20 protein-coding genes are annotated in these 20,406 nt (G+C 31.9%); 8 read left to right on the top strand and 12 right to left on the bottom strand.

From position 1 onward, the window contains the following. From ACU4C5_RS09630 to ACU4C5_RS09605, 6 genes are all read right to left on the bottom strand, one after another. The gene (locus tag ACU4C5_RS09630; RefSeq protein ID WP_446843998.1) at positions 1-870 is read right to left on the bottom strand and encodes a rhomboid family intramembrane serine protease; all 870 of its coding nucleotides are present in this window, start codon (positions 868-870) and stop codon (positions 1-3) included. Further along, positions 870-1,622: a rhomboid family intramembrane serine protease gene (locus ACU4C5_RS09625; RefSeq protein ID WP_446843997.1), complete on the bottom strand. Its 753-nt coding sequence runs from the start codon at positions 1,620-1,622 to the stop codon at positions 870-872. Before ACU4C5_RS09625 ends, ACU4C5_RS09630 begins: the two co-directional genes overlap by 1 nt. Positions 1,623-1,625: 3 nt before the next feature. Next, positions 1,626-3,497, bottom strand: a complete 1,872-nt coding sequence (mutL, locus tag ACU4C5_RS09620; protein WP_446843996.1) for a DNA mismatch repair endonuclease MutL — start codon at positions 3,495-3,497, stop codon at positions 1,626-1,628. An 8-nt stretch (positions 3,498-3,505) separates the two neighbouring features. Beyond that, positions 3,506-3,784 (bottom strand): riboflavin synthase subunit beta, encoded by a 279-nt coding sequence (locus tag ACU4C5_RS09615; RefSeq protein WP_446843995.1) that lies wholly within the window; start codon positions 3,782-3,784, stop codon positions 3,506-3,508. 348 nt (positions 3,785-4,132) lie between these two features. After that, positions 4,133-4,612 (bottom strand): 6,7-dimethyl-8-ribityllumazine synthase, encoded by a 480-nt coding sequence (ribH, locus tag ACU4C5_RS09610; RefSeq protein WP_446843994.1) that lies wholly within the window; start codon positions 4,610-4,612, stop codon positions 4,133-4,135. Positions 4,613-4,615: 3 nt separating this feature from the next. Next, positions 4,616-5,380 (bottom strand): tetratricopeptide repeat protein, encoded by a 765-nt coding sequence (locus ACU4C5_RS09605; protein ID WP_446843993.1) that lies wholly within the window; start codon positions 5,378-5,380, stop codon positions 4,616-4,618. Between the two features lie 135 nt (positions 5,381-5,515). Here ACU4C5_RS09605 and recF point away from each other — a divergent pair, with 135 nt between their 5' ends. From recF to ACU4C5_RS09590, 3 genes are read left to right on the top strand one after another with little or no spacing between them, the layout of a single operon-like run. Beyond that, positions 5,516-6,595, top strand: coding sequence for a DNA replication/repair protein RecF (recF, locus tag ACU4C5_RS09600; protein WP_446843992.1), 1,080 nt, complete (start codon positions 5,516-5,518; stop codon positions 6,593-6,595). A gap of 12 nt (positions 6,596-6,607) precedes the next feature. Continuing rightward, positions 6,608-7,030 (top strand): hypothetical protein, encoded by a 423-nt coding sequence (locus ACU4C5_RS09595; protein ID WP_446843991.1) that lies wholly within the window; start codon positions 6,608-6,610, stop codon positions 7,028-7,030. After that, positions 7,030-7,326 (top strand): DciA family protein, encoded by a 297-nt coding sequence (locus ACU4C5_RS09590; protein ID WP_446843990.1) that lies wholly within the window; start codon positions 7,030-7,032, stop codon positions 7,324-7,326. The genes ACU4C5_RS09595 and ACU4C5_RS09590 overlap by 1 nt, the downstream gene beginning before the upstream one ends. Positions 7,327-7,398: 72 nt before the next feature. Here the strand turns inward: ACU4C5_RS09590 and ACU4C5_RS09585 are convergent, their stop codons facing one another. Next, the gene (locus tag ACU4C5_RS09585; protein WP_446843989.1) at positions 7,399-7,818 is read right to left on the bottom strand and encodes a nucleoside-diphosphate kinase; all 420 of its coding nucleotides are present in this window, start codon (positions 7,816-7,818) and stop codon (positions 7,399-7,401) included. A gap of 173 nt (positions 7,819-7,991) precedes the next feature. On the opposite strand from ACU4C5_RS09585, the gene ACU4C5_RS09580 reads away from it, so the two are divergent. From ACU4C5_RS09580 to ACU4C5_RS09570, 3 genes are read left to right on the top strand one after another with little or no spacing between them, the layout of a single operon-like run. Beyond that, positions 7,992-9,011, top strand: a complete 1,020-nt coding sequence (locus tag ACU4C5_RS09580; RefSeq protein WP_446843988.1) for a DHH family phosphoesterase — start codon at positions 7,992-7,994, stop codon at positions 9,009-9,011. After that, positions 9,001-9,549, top strand: coding sequence for a gliding motility-associated peptidyl-prolyl isomerase GldI (gldI, locus tag ACU4C5_RS09575; RefSeq protein ID WP_446843987.1), 549 nt, complete (start codon positions 9,001-9,003; stop codon positions 9,547-9,549). The genes ACU4C5_RS09580 and gldI overlap by 11 nt, the downstream gene beginning before the upstream one ends. A gap of 11 nt (positions 9,550-9,560) precedes the next feature. Further along, entirely contained in the window at positions 9,561-10,733 is a 1,173-nt protein-coding gene (locus ACU4C5_RS09570) for a peptidylprolyl isomerase (RefSeq protein ID WP_446843986.1), read from the top strand. A gap of 99 nt (positions 10,734-10,832) precedes the next feature. Here ACU4C5_RS09570 and ACU4C5_RS09565 read toward each other — a convergent pair whose 3' ends face one another. The 5 genes from ACU4C5_RS09565 to ACU4C5_RS09545 form a co-directional block, all read right to left on the bottom strand. Beyond that, positions 10,833-11,429, bottom strand: coding sequence for a hypothetical protein (locus tag ACU4C5_RS09565; RefSeq protein ID WP_446843985.1), 597 nt, complete (start codon positions 11,427-11,429; stop codon positions 10,833-10,835). Between the two features lie 129 nt (positions 11,430-11,558). Further along, a complete protein-coding gene (locus ACU4C5_RS09560) occupies positions 11,559-11,978 on the bottom strand; it encodes a hypothetical protein (protein ID WP_446843984.1) in 420 nt (139 codons plus the stop codon). A gap of 243 nt (positions 11,979-12,221) precedes the next feature. Then, entirely contained in the window at positions 12,222-12,800 is a 579-nt protein-coding gene (locus tag ACU4C5_RS09555) for a DUF6705 family protein (protein WP_446843983.1), read from the bottom strand. Between the two features lie 42 nt (positions 12,801-12,842). Then, positions 12,843-14,411, bottom strand: coding sequence for a hypothetical protein (locus tag ACU4C5_RS09550; protein ID WP_446843982.1), 1,569 nt, complete (start codon positions 14,409-14,411; stop codon positions 12,843-12,845). Positions 14,412-14,724: 313 nt separating this feature from the next. After that, a complete protein-coding gene (locus tag ACU4C5_RS09545; protein ID WP_446843981.1) occupies positions 14,725-16,188 on the bottom strand; it encodes an aminoacyl-histidine dipeptidase in 1,464 nt (487 codons plus the stop codon). A gap of 72 nt (positions 16,189-16,260) precedes the next feature. Here ACU4C5_RS09545 and ACU4C5_RS09540 point away from each other — a divergent pair, with 72 nt between their 5' ends. Both ACU4C5_RS09540 and ACU4C5_RS09535 read left to right on the top strand, forming a co-directional pair. Then, a complete protein-coding gene (locus tag ACU4C5_RS09540; protein WP_446843980.1) occupies positions 16,261-17,337 on the top strand; it encodes a DUF3810 domain-containing protein in 1,077 nt (358 codons plus the stop codon). A 71-nt stretch (positions 17,338-17,408) separates the two neighbouring features. Beyond that, the gene (locus ACU4C5_RS09535; RefSeq protein WP_446843979.1) at positions 17,409-20,399 is read left to right on the top strand and encodes an amidohydrolase family protein; all 2,991 of its coding nucleotides are present in this window, start codon (positions 17,409-17,411) and stop codon (positions 20,397-20,399) included. Positions 20,400-20,406 lie beyond the last annotated feature (7 nt).

The following is a 20,406-nucleotide window of genomic DNA, read 5'->3' as shown; positions in this document are numbered from 1 at the left end:
TTAATTCTTACCCGTTTTAAATAAAAAGGCTTTCTCATCCTCAGTTAAGCTTTCATAACCGCTTTTTCCTATTTTATCTAAAATAAGATCAATACGTTTCTGTTTATTAAACTCGTTAAAGTCGTCTTTATTATGACCTGCGTATGTTTTTTTAGTATTCTTATGCACTGTTTTTAAAGGCGATTTCTTTTTAAAAACTTCAGAAATATTATCCGTCATTTTTTCAAAACCTTTTCCAATATCCGACCCTTTTTGAAGTTGAGTCGCATAAAGATATCCTAATAAACTTCCTCCTAAATGTGCGATACTCCCACCTTGATTTGTTGAAAATAATCCTAAAATATCAATCACTACTAAAGCAATACCTATATGCCATAATTTTACTGAAAACATCATTATTTTCACTTCTCTTTGTGGCATATATGCACTTAAAAATATAACTAAAGCGCGTATACCTGCAGAAGCACCAACTAAAGAACCAATGTTTAAAATACTTCTTTCAGGCAATACATTATACACTAATAAAAATGCTAAACCTCCAAATATGATTCCTAAGAAATAAACATTAAGTAATATTTTAGAGTTGAATAAATTGAGTAACATATTAGTAATAAAATACAATACCAGCATATTTATAGCAAAATGCAAAAAGCCATAATGTGTAAAACCATAAGTAATTATTGACCAAGGTTGGTATATAAAATCACCAGCATTTTTAGGTAATTCTAACCATTGTAAACTATTTGCAGTACTGTTAACAGTTTTAAGAATAAACCCTAAAATAAAAACCAGTACATTGACTGCAATAATTTTTTCAAATGTATTAAGGTGCTTTAATTTGTATTGTATGTCTTGTACTAAAGATGTCATTAATCCCAACGGTTTTGATTAAACTGATTTTTTTTCCAATACCACATAATAATAAACCCTGTTAATGCGCCACCAATATGAGCCATATATGCGGTGTTACTCGGACTAAAAAATGATTGTCCGGTGAATGCCGAAATCACATCTAAAATAATAATTCCTGGAATAAAATATTTTGCTTTTATAGGAATTGGTAAAAAAATCATCATCAATTTTGCATTCGGATTCATCATTCCAAATGCAACTAAAATTCCCATAATACAACCAGACGCACCAACCATTGAGGCATAAAACACATCAAATAAATTTTGAATATCCGCAGTTTGTAAACTTGTAAAGCTGCGAGAACTTCTGTTGGTTAATAAAATATCCTTTATTTCTGTAAGCGTAATTCCTGACTGAACTAATGACGACTCTAATGAATAATATTGAAAATAGTAATATCCTAATTGAAATAAAACCGCTCCTAATCCTGCTGAAAAATATATAAATAAGAATTTTTTACTTCCTAAGCGTTGCTCAACAGCACTTCCAAACATCCATAAGGCTAGCATATTAAAAACAATATGCATCACATTACCATGCATAAACATGTGTGTTACAATTTGCCATGGTTTAAAAGCATCGTTTCCTGGAAAATACAGCGCAAACCAATTGCTAAACAAGTCTCCATTATCTTTAAATAATAACATACCCACAAACATGATAACGTTTATGATAACTAAATGCTTTACGGTTTCGGTTATTTTAATCATAATTTACATGAATTTTTTCTCCAAATCATCTACACTCATCGTAATAAATGTAGTTCTATTGGTAGGAGAAACAGTTGGTGCCTTACAAGCAAACAAACTATTTACTAAATGTTCTTGTTCTAATTTTGTTAAAGATTGACCCGTTTTTATTGCTAAACTTTTAGCCATTGATTTTGCTAATAAATCGGTAGCACTAAAATTACTTTCAGGAACTTCTTGTTCCACATCACTAATTAATTGTTCTAAAATTATAGATACTTCGCTTTCTGGAACTCCTACAGGAACTCCAGTAATCTCTAATAATTCATTTTCAAATGAAGAAAACACAAAACCTGTAAATTCTAAATCTTCTTTTAATTGACCAATAATTGTCATTTCAGAAGACGAAAAATGTAATTGTAATGGGAATAATAATTGCTGACTTACCGCTTCTTTAACAGTCATGTTTTTTAACAATTTCTCATACAATACACGTTGATGTGCTTTATGCTGATCAATAATAACCATACCAGATTTTATGGTACTTACTATATATTTATTGTGTAATTGATACGTAGTATGTGTCGCTTCGGCATATTTATCGTCTAAAAATAACGATTCTGTTTCCTCTTCACTTTCATATTCTATTGCACCAAAATCTTGTGGCGAGTCTGTATCATCAGATTCTAACCCCATGTATAAACTATCCCAATTATCTGTGGCTTGTCGTTTAAATTGAGCCGCAGTAGCCGTAACATTTCCAAAGGTAATTTGGCGATTGTTACTTTCTTCAAAAGGATTAAAAGTTCTATCTACCTCTACTGTTGGCGTAGAAGCTTCTTTATTTTTATAATCGTATGGTGTATCTAAATTGGTATCCAAATCAAAATCTAGTACAGGAGCAATATTAAATTGTCCTAAACTGTGTTTTACTGCCGAACGTAAAATAGCATATAGCGTATGTTCGTCATCAAACTTTATTTCAGTTTTTGTAGGATGAATATTTATATCGATAGTTTTAGGATCAACCGTTAAGTTTAAAAAATAACTTGGGTGAGATCCATCTTTTAAAAGGCCATCAAATGCCGAATTAATAGCATGATTAAGATAGGCACTTTTAATAAAACGATCATTTACAAAAAAGAATTGTTCGTTTTTTGTTTTCTTAGCGTATTTAGGTTTTCCTACAAATCCTGAAATTTTTAAAACTTCGGTAGTTTCTTCAACAGGCACTAATTTCTCATTAGTTTTTCCTCCAAAAATATTTACAACACGTTGTCTGTAATTACTTTCCGGAAGGTTAAAATTCTCACTTCCGTTGTGATACATTACAAAAGAAATAGCAGGATGCGCTAAAGCTACACGTTGAAACTCATCAATTACATGACGCAATTCTACCGTATTAGATTTTAAGAAATTACGACGCGCCGGGATATTAAAAAACAAATTTTTAACAGCAATAGAAGTTCCTTGAGGTGTCACTACAACATCTTGGGCTGTAATTTCACTCCCTTCAATTTCTATTTGCGTTCCTAATTCTTGGTCTGCTTGCTTTGTTTTTAGTTCTACGTGAGCAATTGCAGCAATACTAGCAAGTGCTTCACCACGGAATCCTTTAGTATTTAAACTAAATAAATCTTCGGCCGAACGTATTTTGGAAGTCGCATGACGCTCAAAACTTAAACGAGCATCCGTTGGGCTCATTCCTTTTCCGTCGTCAATCACTTGAATAAGTGTTTTTCCGGCTTCCTTAACTATAATTTTTATTTGAGAGGCACCAGCATCAATAGCGTTTTCCATGAGCTCTTTAACAACAGAAGCTGGTCGTTGTACGACTTCTCCTGCGGCTATTTGGTTAGCAACATGATCTGGTAAAAGTTGAATAATGTCTGACATTAGCGGTTTTAAAAGAAAATAGATAAATCGAATTCAATAATAAATAGGAAAATTAAGACTAAAACACCTATGATAATTAGCACTCTTTTGTTAGCACCCTGTTTATCTTCGTTATGCTTAAAATCGTCTACGGCAGAATTTAGTTTACCCTTAAAATTTTTACTAGATCCAAGAGTTTCACGGTAATCATCAAACTTCCCTTTCATTTCAAAAGGACTACCAGTGCCTTTGTAAAAGCGTGGTGTGTAATCGTATCTTTTATTTTTATGTTTTCCAAAAACTCCCATAACTTCCTATTATTCGTAACGACTTAATATGTATAACAATACAAAAATTGAGATTAAAAAAATAAGTAAAACAGGTAAAGAAGCAAACACACTCTTTTTTCGCTTAGAAGAAGATTTCATTTCATTCCATTGCGATTCCAAGTCTTGGTTAGAGGCTTCTTTTTTATTACTATTATGCTTAGGCGCATAGCTAAACTGCTTAGGTTGACGCTGTTTAAACAAATTCTCTATATCTTAAGTTGTTATACATCAAATGTACTTAAAATACTAGGAAATATAGTATAGGGAATGCTAAAAATTGTTAACATTCCGTGAAGTAAAGTTACTAATTATAAGAAAAAATATGCGTTATGAGTTAGCGCGTAGAGTTGCCATTTTTATAGCGGCAACAGCTGCTTCTACACCTTTGTTACCATGCTTTCCACCAGATCTATCAATAGATTGTTGCATATTAGTATCTGTAAGTACACAGAAGATAACAGGCGTTTCGTGAATTACATTAAGGTCTTTTATACCTTGAGCAACGGCGTCACATACAAAATCAAAATGTTTGGTTTCACCTTGTATAACGCTACCAATAGCGATAACAACGTCTACCTTTTGCTCTTGCATTTTTTTAGAACCATATATCAATTCGTAACTTCCAGGAACTTGCCAGTGCAAAATATTATCTGCATTTGCTCCATGTTCAACTAAGGTATCAAAAGCACCTTTAAAAAGTCCGTCAGTGATGTTATCATTCCATTCAGAAACAACAATCCCAAACCGAAAATTTTTCGCGTTTGGGATTGTGTTTTTATCGTATTGAGATAAATTTACTGTAGCCATATATTATAAACTTGCTTCTGCTTTACCTATAAATGCATCGATATTTGATGCTTCAGTTGAAGCAGAAAATTCATTTTTAATTCTTTTAAAGTATTTTAAAGCTTTATCAGTTTTCCCTAAAGTTAAGGCTAACGTTCCTGCTTTGTATAAATACATTGGAGTTGTATAATCGTTTGTAGATGTTGCGATTGCTTTTTCGTAATATCCTAACGCATCTTCTGGTTGGTTAAGTTGCACAAAAGCATCACCTATTGCACCTTTAGCAACTGGAGCAAGTATTTTATCATCACTAGAAAACTTATTTAAATACGTTACTGCATTTGAATAATCTTTAGTGTTTAAATATGCCATACCTGCATAATAGTTAGCAAGGTTTCCTGCTGGAGTTCCGCTATATTTATCAGCGATATCAACCATACCGTATTTTCCTTCACCACCATTTAAAGCTAAAGTATATAATGAGTCTTTATCTGTTCCTGTAACAGCTTGCTCAAAATATTGTTGTGCTTTAAACATCTCATTCATCGCTTCACCAGATTTTGGTTCAGATACAAATTTATTATATCCTAAATATCCTAGAGCTACAACTGCTGCAAAACCAACAATCATAAAAATATATTTTTGATTTTTGATTGCCCAGTCTTCTGTTTTAGAAGCTGTTTCATCTAATGTGTTAAAAACCTCAGCAGTTGTTGAGTGTTCTTCAACAGCTTCAACCTTTTCTTCTACTGTTTTTGCTTTGTAACCTCTTTTCTTATATGTAGCCATCTATTTCTGTATTTATGCGCCTGCAAAAATATAATTTTTATTGGGATTTAAAAGCTAATTTATTTGTTATTTTTCAATAATTTGCACTTCCTTTTGTAACCTTAATAATTAAAACGCAAATTCAGTACCTTTTTTATGGTTTTAAATTCGTTATCAGTACTCAATTATAAAAATTTTGAAAGTGAATCTTTCACATTCGACAGTAAGATAAATTGCTTTGTAGGCGCCAATGGCATTGGTAAAACTAATGTTTTGGATGCTATTTATCATTTGTCTTTTGGAAAGAGCTACTTCAACCCTATTGCTTCTCAAAATATAAAACATGGTGAGGAGTTTTTTGTGGTTGATGGCATTTTTGAAAAAGAAGAACGCGAAGAAAAAATTGTAGTTTCTTTAAAAAAAGGTCAGAAAAAGATTATAAAACGAAATGCTAAGGCCTACGAAAAGTTTAGCGATCATATTGGTTTTATCCCTTTAGTGATTATTTCGCCTGCCGATAGAGATTTAATTATTGAAGGTAGCGATACACGTAGAAAATTTATAGATAGCGTTATTTCACAAAGTAACAAGACCTATTTAAGTCAGTTAATTAGTTATAACAAAGTATTATCGCAACGTAATGCTTTACTTAAATATTTTGCACTAAATAACACTTTTAATGCACAAACTTTAGAGGTTTATAACGAACAACTACATGCTTACGGTACAGAAATATTTAAAACTAGAGCCGAATTTTTAGAGGCTTTTATTCCTATTTTTAAAGAGCGGTACAATGTGATTAGTAATGAAAATGAACCGGTAGATTTAAGCTACAAAAGCGCTTTGTTTGAAACTGATTTAAAAACCTTACTTACTCAAAATCTTAACAAAGATAAGGCGTTACATTATACAAGTGTTGGTGTACACAAGGATGATTTAAATTTTGAGATTGAAGGATTTCCTATTAAGAAATTTGGAAGCCAAGGCCAACAAAAATCATTTTTAATTGCGTTAAAATTAGCACAATTCGACTTTATAAAACAACAAAGTGGCGTTGCTCCTATTTTACTTTTAGATGATATTTTTGATAAATTAGATGAGCACCGTGTGGCGCAAATTATAACACTTGTAGATAATGAGCATTTTGGACAACTATTTATTAGTGATACACATGCCGAACGTACTGAAAACATTATAAAACAAGTGCATCAATCGTATAAAATATTCAAACTATAATTTTTACTTCTTATGAGATTAAAATCTTTCTTACCACTTTTAATTATTGTTTTAACCTTCGGTTGTGCTAAAAACCCTAAACAATTTCTTCAGCATATAAATGGCTATTGGGAAATTGACGAGGTAACACTTTCTAACGGATCAAAACGTGACTATAAACATAACGACACGATAGATTATATAACATTAAATGATAGTCTTGCTGGTTTCAGAAAAAAATTAAAACCAAATTTTAGTGGTACTTATGAAACTTCAAGTGATGCTGAACAGATAAAGGCTGTGTTTGAAAACGATAGCTTATTTATTGAATATACAACACCTTTTAATACATGGAGAGAAACGGTTTTGAATGCTACAGAAAACAGTTTATTAATTTTGAACGCTAATAAAGATCAGTATCTTTACAAAAGATATGAACCTTTGGATGTAAACTAATGGCAAGACGCAATAACGAGAACCAAACAATAAGTGATGTTTTAAAAGAATTTGTAGATAATAATAATTTACAAACAGGCTTAGATAAAGTAAATGTACGCGATGTATGGGCAGAAATGATGGGAAATAGCGTAAATAAGTACACTACAGCTATACAGTTGGAACGCGATACATTATATGTACAATTAAAATCGAGTGCGCTTCGTGAGGAGTTAAGCTACGGAAAAGATAAAATTATTGATATGCTTAACGAACAGTTAGGGAAAGATGTAATTAAAAAACTAGTCTTACGTTAATTCGTTTTACTTTTTAGCATAAAAAAACGCAACTCAATGAGTTGCGTTTTTTGTATATATAAAGTATGTTTCTTAGAACATCTCTCTTCCTGAAAAATGGAAAGCACCTTCAATAGCTGCATTTTCATCGCTATCACTTCCGTGAACAGCATTTTCTCCAATAGAAGCAGCGTATAATTTACGGATAGTTCCTTCAGCAGCATCAGCAGGATTAGTAGCACCAATTAAAGTTCTAAAATCTTCAACAGCATTTTCTTTTTCTAAAATAGCAGCTACAATAGGACCACGTGTCATGTACTCAACTAATTCACCAAAAAATGGTCTTTCGCTGTGTACTGCGTAAAATGCTTGAGCATCAGCAGTTGTCATTTGTGTTAATTTCATTGCTACAATTCTGAATCCTGAAGCGTTGATTTTTTCTAAGATTGCTCCGATGTTTCCTTTTTCAATTGAATCAGGCTTAAGCATTGTAAATGTTCTATTTGTTGCCATTTTGTTTTAATTTAATTCGTTTTTATGTTTTAATGCATTTAAATAGTTGTGAAACTGCTTATAATTTCAGGCCAACTGTAAAAAAATACACTTCTTAAATTTGCTGCAAAAGTAATGTAATTCTTAAAAAAAACAATACAATCCAATATTAAAAAATTGTATCTTCGCAAACTATGACTGTACAAGATATTCTTAACGTAAAACAACTACTAAGTTCACCTCAAAATATTGTGATTATACCTCACAAAAACCCTGATGGTGATGCCATTGGATCAACTTTAGGCTTATACCATTATTTAAAAATGGGTAACCATAATGTTACGGTTATTGCACCTAATGATTATCCTCATTTTTTAAAATGGGTTCCTGGAGAAGCTTCAATTTTAAAATATGACGCACAACACGACGAAAGCAACACACTTTTACAAGCTGCTAATATCATTTTTACACTCGATTTTAATGCTTTAGGTAGAATTGGAAACATGTCTGCTGCTGTAGCAAATACCGAAGCCATAAAAATTATGATTGATCATCACCAACAACCCGATGATTATGCGTTATACACGTACTCTGATGTGAGTATGTCTTCAACCTGTGAAATGGTGTATAATTTTATTGAAATGCTAGATGATGTTGATAAAGTAAATAGCGACATCGCGACTTGTTTATATACTGGAATTATGACGGATACTGGATCTTTTAGATTCTCGTCTACCACAAGTAAAACACACCAAGTTATTGCACATCTTATTGATAAAGGTGCCAACAACTCACAAATTCATAATAATATATACGACACTAATAGCTATGAACAACTACAACTTTTAGGTTGTGCGTTGAGTAACTTAAAGGTGATTCCGGAGTATAAAACGGCTTTTATTACTTTAAGTCAGAAAGAACTTAACAAATTTAACTTTAAAAAAGGCGATACCGAAGGTGTAGTAAATTACGGTTTATCTCTTGAAGGTGTTGTTTTTGCAGCTATTTTTATTGAAAGTCATCAAGATAACATCATAAAAATATCGTTACGTAGTAAAGGTGAATTTTCGGTGAACGAATTTTCGAGAGCACATTTTGAAGGTGGCGGACATACCAATGCTGCTGGAGGTAAAAGTGATTTAGATTTAGAAGCGACTGTTGAAAAATTTATTAGTATCTTACCAAGCTATAAACAGGAATTAAATGATGAATAAACACCTACTGATACTCCTTTTAGCATGTATTGCATTTAGTTGTAAATCTCCTGAAGCACGATTACCAAAGAGTGTAAAATCGGGATCTTTTATAAATGCCTCAATAGAACGTAATATTAAACTCAACCAGATTGAGCACAATTTTATTGAAGAACATATAGCCAAAGACACTTTAAATACTTATCAAGCTTCAGAAAACGGATTTTGGTATTACTACAATACTAAGGTTACACAAGATACAATTACCGCTAAGTTTGGTGACATTGTAAATTTCGATTATAATGTAAAAGCACTTAATGGCGCTCAAATATATTCGGATGAAGATATTACACCTCGTGATTACGCGATGGATAAAGAAGAATTATTTACAGGTCTTAGAGAAGGCTTAAAATTAATGAAACCTGGTGAAACAGTTACCTTCTTATTTCCGTCACAAAAAGCGTACGGTTATTATGGAGACGAAGATAAAATAGGCATAAATACGCCTTTAATTTGCAAAGTAACAGTAAACACAATTAGACAAAACCTAAACGATTAAACAAAAAACTCATGAAATTGATTAGTAAAACATTACAACTTTTTATGTTATTCTTAGCTATTACATTAATCTCTTGTAAGGAAGAATATCCAGATTTAGAAGATGGTCTTTATGCCGAATTTATAACGAATAAAGATACAATGGTGGCTAAATTATTTTACACCAAAGTTCCTGTAACCGTTGCTAACTTTGTGGCGCTTGCCGAAGGAAATCATCCTTTAGTAAAAGAAGAATACAAAGGAAAACGTTACTACGATAGCACCACTTTTCACCGTGTAATTAATAAATTTATGATTCAAGGTGGAGATCCAACTGCAACAGGTAGTGGAGATCCTGGATATAAATTTGAAGATGAATTTAATGCTGATTTAAAACACGACAAACCAGGAATACTATCTATGGCAAACTCTGGAGCTGCAACTAACGGAAGTCAGTTTTTTATTACAGAAGTACCAACACCTCAACTTAATAACAGACACGCTGTTTTTGGTGAATTAGTAAAAGGATTAAACATTTTAGATACCATCTCAAATGTTAAAACGGGTGCTATGGATAAGCCTCTTGAAGATGTTGTAATTTTAAAATTAAATATTATTAGAAAAGGATCTGAAGCCAAAGCTTTTAACGCCCCTAAAGTATTTACTGAAGAATTACCTAAAATTAAAGAAAAGCAAGAAGCTTTAAAAGCTGAAGCGCTTAAAAAAGCTGAAGAAGAACGTTTAAGCAAAGAAGCTAAAAATATTGAAGCTGCTGCAACAGTAAAAGCAGATTTAAATACTTATGATGCTGAAGCTACAACACTAGCATCTGGTTTAAAAATGCACCTAATTACTGTTGGTACCGGAGCTAAACCAAAAACCGGAGATATGGTAACCGTTAATTACGAAGGTTATTTTACAGATGGTCGTTTATTTGACAGTAATGTACAAGCGGTAGCAGAACGTCACGGCATGCTAAACGAAAGACGTGCACAAGCTAATGGTTACCAACCTATGCCAATGCAAGTAAGTCCAGATGCACGCATGATTCCTGGTTTTAGAGAAGCTGTTGCTCAACTTAAAGTTGGTGACAAAGCTTACTTTTACTTACCTTATCATTTAGCATACGGAGAAAGAGCTAATGGCCCAATCCCTGCAAAATCAGATTTAATATTTGTTATTGAAATGGTAGAGATTAAAAAATAATCTAACACCATATTTCACATATAAAAAAAGCCTTTCAATATAATATTGAAAGGCTTTTTTAATTTTATAGTTTATTTAAGTTATCTGTAATTATTTCTTTTAAAAAAGAACACCGACACCCAACATTACACCTTTTACTTGTGTCCAAGCTGTAGATTTTCGTATGGATAAACCATCAAGACTAATTGCTTTATAACTATAACTTAAATCTGTTACTAAAATAAATCGCTTATTGTTTATTGGAAATTTATAACCAAAACCAATATTAAAAATGGTTCCATTATTTTTTCCGCCTTCTACTTTTGCAAGCATTCCATAATCTAAAAATAAATACGGACTAGATTTACCATCATTAAAGTAAGTTCTTACATCTACAAAAATGGGAAGCGTATTAAAATTTGGGTTACTATAACCGTCTAAACCAACACCCAATCCAACAGAAAAGTTAGGATTAAAAAAATATCCATTTATAGTTTGAAGACTATATGCTTTAGATTTACTTAAAGGTAAATCTGTAACCGTAACGCCACTTGAAGGGGAATACGTTTCTAATTTAGCCGAACTTACATTTATATAACTAAACCTAGTAATGTTAAAAAAGCCTTTATTTCTATATTCATCTTGCTTTTTATCGTCTTGAGAAAACACTGATAAACTAATCAGTAAAAAAAATGATATAATAATTTGTTGTTTCATTCTCATTTTTTTTTATAAAACATTAATTTTTAAACGAATATACTATTTATAATTTATAAGAAATATCAAAAAAAGCCTCTCAATATTGTATTGAAAGCCTTTTTAGGTATTCTTTAATTTGATACTTGCTTACTCTTTATCAAAAACTTTAATTTCTGCTTGTCCTAAATAATTAATAGATAAATTTTCATTATCTAAACTAAAAATTTCATAACAGTAATCTTGATCATCTTCATCAGTTAATTTTAAATAATAATCTTCTTCTCCTCCTGTTTTAACAATATTACCACATAGAGCCACAGATAAACCTGAATTAGGAATAGTAGACAAATCTTGAAGTACATATGTAAATGTATCTTCTAAATTACCTTCGTAATACCAATAACAATTATTAGTTGTAAAAACCCATTTACTGTCTGTATCACTTTCTAAAATCCATGTACCAATAATATCTTCATCTGGATTATTAAAAGATGATAATGTTAAAAATCCAACTAAAGTTAATGAAAGTAGTATTGTAATATTTTTTATTAATGTTTTTCTGTTCATAAATTATAATTAAAGTTAAAAGTTTACAACTATTAATGGTAATTAATTTAAGGAGATCATAATCTTAATATGCAGTAAACATAATACTTATATTTAACTTAAGGTTACGGTTTTCCGTAAACATATTACGGAAGAACCGTAGTTTTCAACATTTAAAAGACTGCAAAATATTTTAAAAAAATCAAAAAAAAAAAAACCTCTCAATATTGTATTGAAAGGCTTTTTTATTAATTACAACTTTTTTTATTCCTGTTTTTCTAACACTAAATTTGATGGTATTTTAAATGGCCAAACATTATTAGCTCCATTTACCCAAAAAATGTCCCATTTTAAATCTCTAACACAATTTAAAACTGTGCACGGTAAAAGCTCTAGATTTAAACTAGGCATAAAACCTCTATCATCATATGGTATATCTGTAGGCTCAAAATACGAAAGAGTCACCTTATTTCTAGTATCTTCAAAAATAGAGGGTCCAAATATTACATACTTATTAGACTCACTATCATCAAGTAATGTGTCATAAATTACTATTCCGTTTTCTATGTATTTAAACTTAATATAAATGTCATCATAATATGATCCAAAATAATCTGCATGTTCGTTAAGATATATTTTAATAATTAACTCTGTTGTATTGTCTTCAAATTTCCATGTACCTAAAAATTTATTTAAATCCCCATTTACATCCTTATAGTAATATACAACATCTTCTTGTTCAACATATTCACCTAACCTTACTAAAGGTATAACTTGCTCTTCTTGAGCATACAATGTTGCAAACATTGTTAAGTTTAATAAAACAATTAATATATTTTTCATGTTCTTTAATTTTATTTAAATTTTATTTAAATTTTATTTTTTTCAATTACAAATCCAATCAATAAGCTGCCCATTCTCATCAAAAACAGCTTCAAGCACTTTAGAATTCAAGACATTACCTCCTATTTTAGTTTCCTTCATAAATAATTTATACCTATCAACTGTATCTCTTAAACAATCTTCATCACATATTTCTCCTGCATTTTGATTTACTTTATTCCATTCTTTAAGAACTCTCCTAGAAAATTTATTCTTGAATTTTTTTAAAGCCTTTGGGGTTTCAAAAGTATTAAGTGCACTCAATGCACTTTCTTTATCAATTAATATAGCAAACAAACCTGCTTCTGTCATGACTATCTGCACAACTTCACTTACTAAGCTAGGATTAGTTTGATTAATATGTTTTATATTTTTCATCACCTCTACAATATCATCATCAGAAGGTACAGGAGCATTAAAAAATGGATTAGAGCTGATTATCATATCATAATATACCTGCTGATGAATGTGCATAGACACAGTTTCATTTCCTAAATAATTTGGAGTATAATCTATACTATTTCCATTTCTAATAGAAGGATTTCTAGGAATGTACAGGTCATCTCCTGACTTAGAAAAGCGAGCGCCATCTTCTTTAAAATTGCCGGATGCAGAAGAAATTCCAGTTTTAAAGTCATTCATATATGAACGAATTGTTGTATTAGCAAATAACTCCATAAGATATTCCTGAGTATCATTACAACCTTCCTCTTCCATACCAGGAAACTCCATAACAACTCCTTCACCAGAAATACAACCTCCATTACCATCATCTATAGTAGTTGTAAATCCATTTTCTTCACAAGGTGTATCATCATCTCCTGCAGCGGGATTCCCTGTTTCTCCTCCAGGCCCTCCTCCTATAGGTGTAAAACCTCCAGTATCAGAACCAGTATCAGCCCCAATACCACCTCCAACAAACTCACATTCTTCGGTGACTGTAATTGTCATAAATGTTCTAGGAGTAATTTGGTCTGGTTCATAACAACCTGGATGATCGGCATATTCTTTTTTATCTGAACCTGCTGTAAAACTACACTCACCTGAAGTTATTGATACAACATCTACACAATCCCAACTACCAGAAAGACCACGACTTGCATAACTAAGCTGAGGGTCTATAAGTTTTGTTACACGATACTCGGTAAGGTGCTGGTTTGTTGTACCATTTAATATCTCACCTACCGGTACATCTGTCTTATATTCTATTAGATAGTTCATTTCTGTACCATCTGCATATTGAGAAAGCATTATGTTTTGTAATAAATTAGCTTCGGGATCAGAAACCACTCTAAATGTATATGAAACATACCCACTTTCATGTTGTACATTTCCTATTAAAGTTGTATCTACAACGAAAGTGTTATTTTCTAAGCTTCTGTGTGTTGAAGACTTCAAACTATTAAGATCGCCTATAGCTTCTTGTAGTAAGTTTTTATTAACACTTTTAGCGTTAATAAAATCATTGTAAGAAATAATTTCGTTGGTTGAGACACTATTGTTTGATGTTTCGTTTATACTTACATCTTCTTTTTGGCAACTAAAATTTAGAGTTGATAGACCAAAAAGCAATACACCTATTTTAAGATAGCTCCTTGTGTTTTTGTGTTTTTGTGTTTTTGTGTTTTTGTGTTCATAAATTATAATTAAAGTTAAAAGTTTACAACTATTAATGGTAATTAATTTAAGGAGATCATAATCTTAATATGCAGTAAACATAACACTTATATTTAACTTAAGGTTACGGTTTTTCCGTAATATGTTTACGGAAAAACCGTAGTTTCCAAGATTTAAAAGGCTTGAAAGACTGCAAAATATTTTAAAAAAATCAAAAAAAACCTTTCAATATTGCATTGAAAGGTTTTATATATAAACTACTTGTAATTTATTTCTTCGGAATTTCTTTTAAAATCTCTAAAACAAATTTCCAATATTTTTGTGCTGAAGAAATCTGAGCACGTTCATCTGGTGAGTGCGCCCCTTTTATGTTTGGTCCAAAACTAATCATATCCATTTCTGGGTAATTGGTACCAAGAATACCACACTCTAATCCTGCATGACAAGCCGCAACATGAGGTTCTTCATCATTATTTAAACCTTTATAAATAGGTACAATTACTTTTAAGATATCAGAATCCATATTTGGTGTCCATCCTGGGTAATCACCATCTAAAGTTACTTCACAACCTGTTAACTCAAAAGCAGCACGTAATGTATTTGCTAAGTCCCATTTTGAGCTCTCAACCGAAGAACGCGTTAAACAGCCAATTTTAATTTCGCCATCTTTAACAATTACACGCGCAATGTTATTTGAGGTTTCAACTAAACCAGGAATATCAGCACTCATACGGAATACACCGTTCCATGCTGTATAAAGAGCTCTTGTTAAACCTTCTTGCACACCAAGATCCATAATAGTTTCTGGAGTTTCAATTTTAGTCACTTCAACAACTAAATCTGGTTCCATAGTTTTTAGCTCCGTCTTAATCTCGTTAGCTAAATCTGTAATTTCTGCAACAAACGATGCTTCGTTCATCGCATCAACAGTAATAATTGCATTACTTTCACGAGGAATAGCATTACGTAAACTACCACCGTCAATTTCTGAAATACGCAGTCCAAAATTCTCAAAACCATCAAATAATAAACGGTTCATAATTTTATTGGCGTTTCCTAAACCTTCGTGAATTTGCATTCCCGAATGTCCACCTTGTAAACCTTTTACAGTTAATTTAAATCCTATTTTAAATTCTGGAGTTTCTTCAACCTCATAACTTCTTGTTGCAGTAACATCAACACCACCGGCGCAACCTACTCCAATTTCATCATCTTCTTCTGTATCTAAATTCAACAGAATTTCACCTTCAAGTAAACCACCTTCAAGTCCCATTGCACCTGTCATTCCAGTTTCTTCATCAATGGTAAATAACGCTTCAATTGCAGGATGTACAATATCTGTACTTTCAAGAATTGCCATAATTGTAGCCACTCCCAAACCGTTATCGGCACCTAAAGTAGTTCCTTTAGCTTTTACCCAGTCTCCTTCAATAAACATGTCAATACCTTGAGTATCAAAATCAAAATTGGTATCGTTATTTTTTTGGTGCACCATATCTAAATGCGATTGCATTACAATAGTTTTACGGTCTTCCATTCCCACTGTAGCAGGTTTTTTAATAATAACGTTTCCTACTTTATCTTCAATAGTTTCAAAACCTAATTGGGCTCCAAAATCTTTCATAAACGCAATAACACGTTCTTCTTTTTTTGAAGGTCTTGGTACTGCATTTAAATCTGCAAATTTGTTCCAAAGTTGTTTTGGTTCTAATGCTCTTATTTCTGAATTCATAATTTTAACTTTAAGTTACACAAAGGTACATATTAGATGAAGTTTTATAAAACTATTTTCTATTTTTGATTTATGCAGAAGTACCTCAAGTCCATAATAGCGTTTTCAATTGTTTTTCAAATTGCTTTTATTAAAATAATAGCGCAGTTTCCTGAATTTGTAGAACAGTTTTACAGCAACGGCTTATATCTTTTTATTTCAAAATTAATGCGCTATGCTTTTGGTTGGTTACCGTTTTCAATAGGTGACATTTTATACACTATTGCTACCATATATATATTAAGGTGGCTTTTTGTAAACAGAACACGTATTATAAAAGATACAAAATTCTGGTTTCTAGATGTGTTTTGTGCGCTATCAATAGGGTATTTTGCGTTTCATTTATTATGGGCGTTTAATTATTACCGTCTTCCACTCCATCAAACTTTAGAATTACAAAAGGAATATAGTACCGAAGCTTTAATTACCACTACAAAAACGTTAATTACACAATCTAACGCTACACATCTAGCTATTACAAATAACGATACTTTAAAGGTTGAAATGCCGTACACCAAGCAAGAATTGTTAGATAAAGTTCCGGAAGGTTATGCTGAATTATCTCAAGAATTTCCGCAGTTAACCTATTCCCCAAAGAGTATTAAAAAATCGCTATATAGTTTACCATTAACCTACATGGGATTTTCGGGCTATTTAAACCCGTTTACAAACGAAGCTCAAATTGATGGCTTAATTCCGTCTTACAAATATCCCACAACAGCTAGTCATGAAGTGGCGCATCAACTAGGTTTTGCTGCCGAAAACGAAGCTAATTTTATAGGAAGTATGGCGGCAATGCATCATAAAGACATGTATTTTAAATATTCAGGATACACGTTTGCATTACGCCATTGTTTACATGATTTATACAAAAGAGACCCCGAAACCTACAAAATGCTTATTAAAACACTTAATCCTGGGATTCTTAAAAATTATGAAGAAGCACAAAACTTTTGGAATGATTATCAAAATCCTATCGAACCGCTTTTTAAAACCACTTACAACAGTTACTTAAAAGCTAATAACCAAGTTGGCGGCATAAATAGTTATAGTTATGTGGTGGCATTATTGGTAAATTACATAGAAACCAACCCGCCTAAAAAACGTTAAAACTGCAATATAATAGGTGCTTTTGAGCTTAATTTTTATCTTTAGAAGATAATTTTAATCCAACCAACCTAATGATAAGATCGTATCTTACCCTCTTAATGTGCTTTTGTTGTGCTATTATTTTTGCTCAAGAATATGCCCCAAAAAATGATGGTGTTGTTACCGTAAACACAAATTACACGGCATTTACAAATGCTAAAATTTATGTAACACCAACACAAATTCTAGAAAATGCCACTTTATTAATTAAAGATGGTAAAGTTGTAGCAACAGGAACTACGGTAACTATTCCTAAAAACACAACTGTTATTAACCTTAGCGGAAAAAGTATTTACCCGTCTTTTATTGATATGTATGCCGATTTTGGAGTTGAAAAACCAAAGCGTTCTTCTGCTGGAAGAAATTCTAGATATACCTCAAACCGTTCTGGATATTATTGGAATGATCATATAATGCCAGAAAATAAAAGCATTGAGACCTTTAATTACGATACTAAAACAGCCACTGCGTATTTAAAAGCTGGTTTTGGAACTGTAAACACTCATATACAAGACGGAATTGTTAGAGGATCTGGAACATTAGTAACCTTAAATAACACACAAGGTAACGAAACACGTATTATTGATGATGCATCTGCACAATACTTATCATTTAAAAAAAGTGTAACTTCTAGCTTGTCATATCCTGCGTCAATTATGGGAAGTATCGCACTCCTAAAACAATTATATATTGATGCCGATTGGTATGCAAAAGGGAACTTTAAAACTAAAGATTTATCCTTAGAAGCTTTAAATAGAAACAAAAAGTTAGTACAAATTTTTGCTGCCGAAAGTAGCATCAATGCCTTACGTGCTGATAAAATTGGAGACGCTAATAATATTCAATACATTTTATTAGGTGGCGGCGATGAGTACGAGCGTATCACAGAAATAAAAAACACCAATGCGCCATTAATTATTCCTATTAATTTCCCAAAAGCTTACGATGTTGAGAACGCTTTTTTAGCAGATAAAATTGAGTTAGCAGATATGAAAGCGTGGAACCAAAAACCTACAAATCCTAAAGTGCTTGCCGATAATAATATCACTTTTGCCTTTACAACTCACGATTTAAAATCGCCTAAAGAATTTAAAGCAAACCTTATTAAAGCTATCAACTACGGTTTATCAAAAGAAAAAGCTCTTGAAGCTTTAACAACTATTCCTGCACAATTATTAGGGAAATCTAACCTTATAGGATCACTTAATAATGGTAGTTATGCTAATTTTTTAATTACTTCTGGTGATGTGTTTGATAAAAAAACAACACTCTACCAAAACTGGGTACAAGGACAACCTTCAGTTTTTGAAGACCTAAACACTAAAGATATTAGAGGATCTTACGAGTTTAAGATAAAAGATAAAACTTATCTAATGGTTTTAAGTGGCGAATTAAGCAAACTGAAATCTAAAATAACAAGTAACGATAAAGAATTTGGATCTAAAATTTCATATAAAGAAGATTGGATAAACGTTTCAATGACTAGCGAAGATTCAACAGCTCAAAATTTTATACGTATCGTAGCTAACACAGATTACAATTCGGCATTAAAAGGAAAAACAATACTTTCTAATGGTAACGAATTAGCATTTTCTGCAACACCTTTAAAAACAGCAAACACAAATGTAACGCTTCAAGAAAAGGAAGAAAAAAAGGAAACCGAATTAGATGATAAAGTTATTTTTCCTGTAACCTTCCCCAACACACCTTATGGTTTTAAAACACGTCCTGAAGCAGAAACAATTCTGTTTAAAAACGCTACTGTTTGGACCAACGAAAAAGAAGGGATTTTAGAAGCTACCGATGTATTAATTAAAAACGGAAAGATTGCCAAAATTGGTGAAAACTTATCTAGCAAAAATGCCAAAATTATTGATGCCACAGGAAAACACTTAACTTCTGGTGTTATTGACGAGCATTCGCATATCGCTGCAGCTTCAATTAATGAAGGTGGACAAAATTCTTCTGCAGAAGTTTCTATTGAAGATGTTATTGACCCTACCGATGTAAGTATTTACCGAAATCTTGCCGGAGGTGTCACTTCTATTCAAATATTACACGGGTCGGCAAATCCTATTGGAGGACAATCGGCAATTATTAAATTAAAATGGGGAGAAACGGCTCCTAATTTAATTTATAACGAGAGTCCTAAGTTTATAAAATTCGCCTTAGGAGAAAATGTTAAACAATCTAACTGGTCTAGCACTTCTAGATTTCCACAATCTCGTATGGGTGTGGAACAATTATATATCGATTATTTTACAAGAGCTCAAGAATACGACGTTAAAAAGAAAAGTGGTAAACCGTACAGAAAAGATTTAGAACTAGAAGTCTTGGTTGAAATTTTAAATGGCGAGCGTTTTATTTCATGTCATTCTTATGTACAAAGTGAAATTAATATGCTTATGAAAGTTGCAGAGCAATTCAACTTTAAAGTGAACACCTTTACACATATTTTAGAAGGTTATAAAGTGGCCGATAAAATGAAAGCTCATGGTGCTGGTGGATCAACATTTAGCGATTGGTGGGCATACAAATACGAAGTTAATGACGCTATTCCTTACAATGCGGCAATTATGCATAACGCAGGAATTACCGTAGCAATTAATAGTGATGACGCCGAAATGTCGCGCCGTTTAAACCAAGAAGCTGCAAAAACCATTAAATATGGTGGCGTAAGTGAAGAAGATGCTTGGAAATTTGTCACATTAAATCCTGCTAAATTATTACATATTGATGATCGCGTTGGAAGTATAAAAATTGGTAAAGATGCCGATGTAGTATTATGGACAGCACATCCACTTTCCATTTATGCTAAAGCAGAAAAAACGCTTATTGAAGGTGTAACGTATTTTGATTTAGAACGCGACACACAATTACGTGCGCAAATTAAAGATGAAAAAAGCACACTTATTAACATGATGTTACAAGCCAAAAACAAAGGTTTAAAAACACAACCTGTTAAGAAAAAAGAGAAAATGTATTTACACTGCGACTCCGTAGATCACGAACACCAATATTAAAACATAT

This window comes from Lacinutrix undariae (assembly GCF_052934785.1).
The sequence above is the reverse complement of the archived record's forward strand: the minus strand, read 5'-3'. Positions and strand labels throughout refer to the sequence as shown.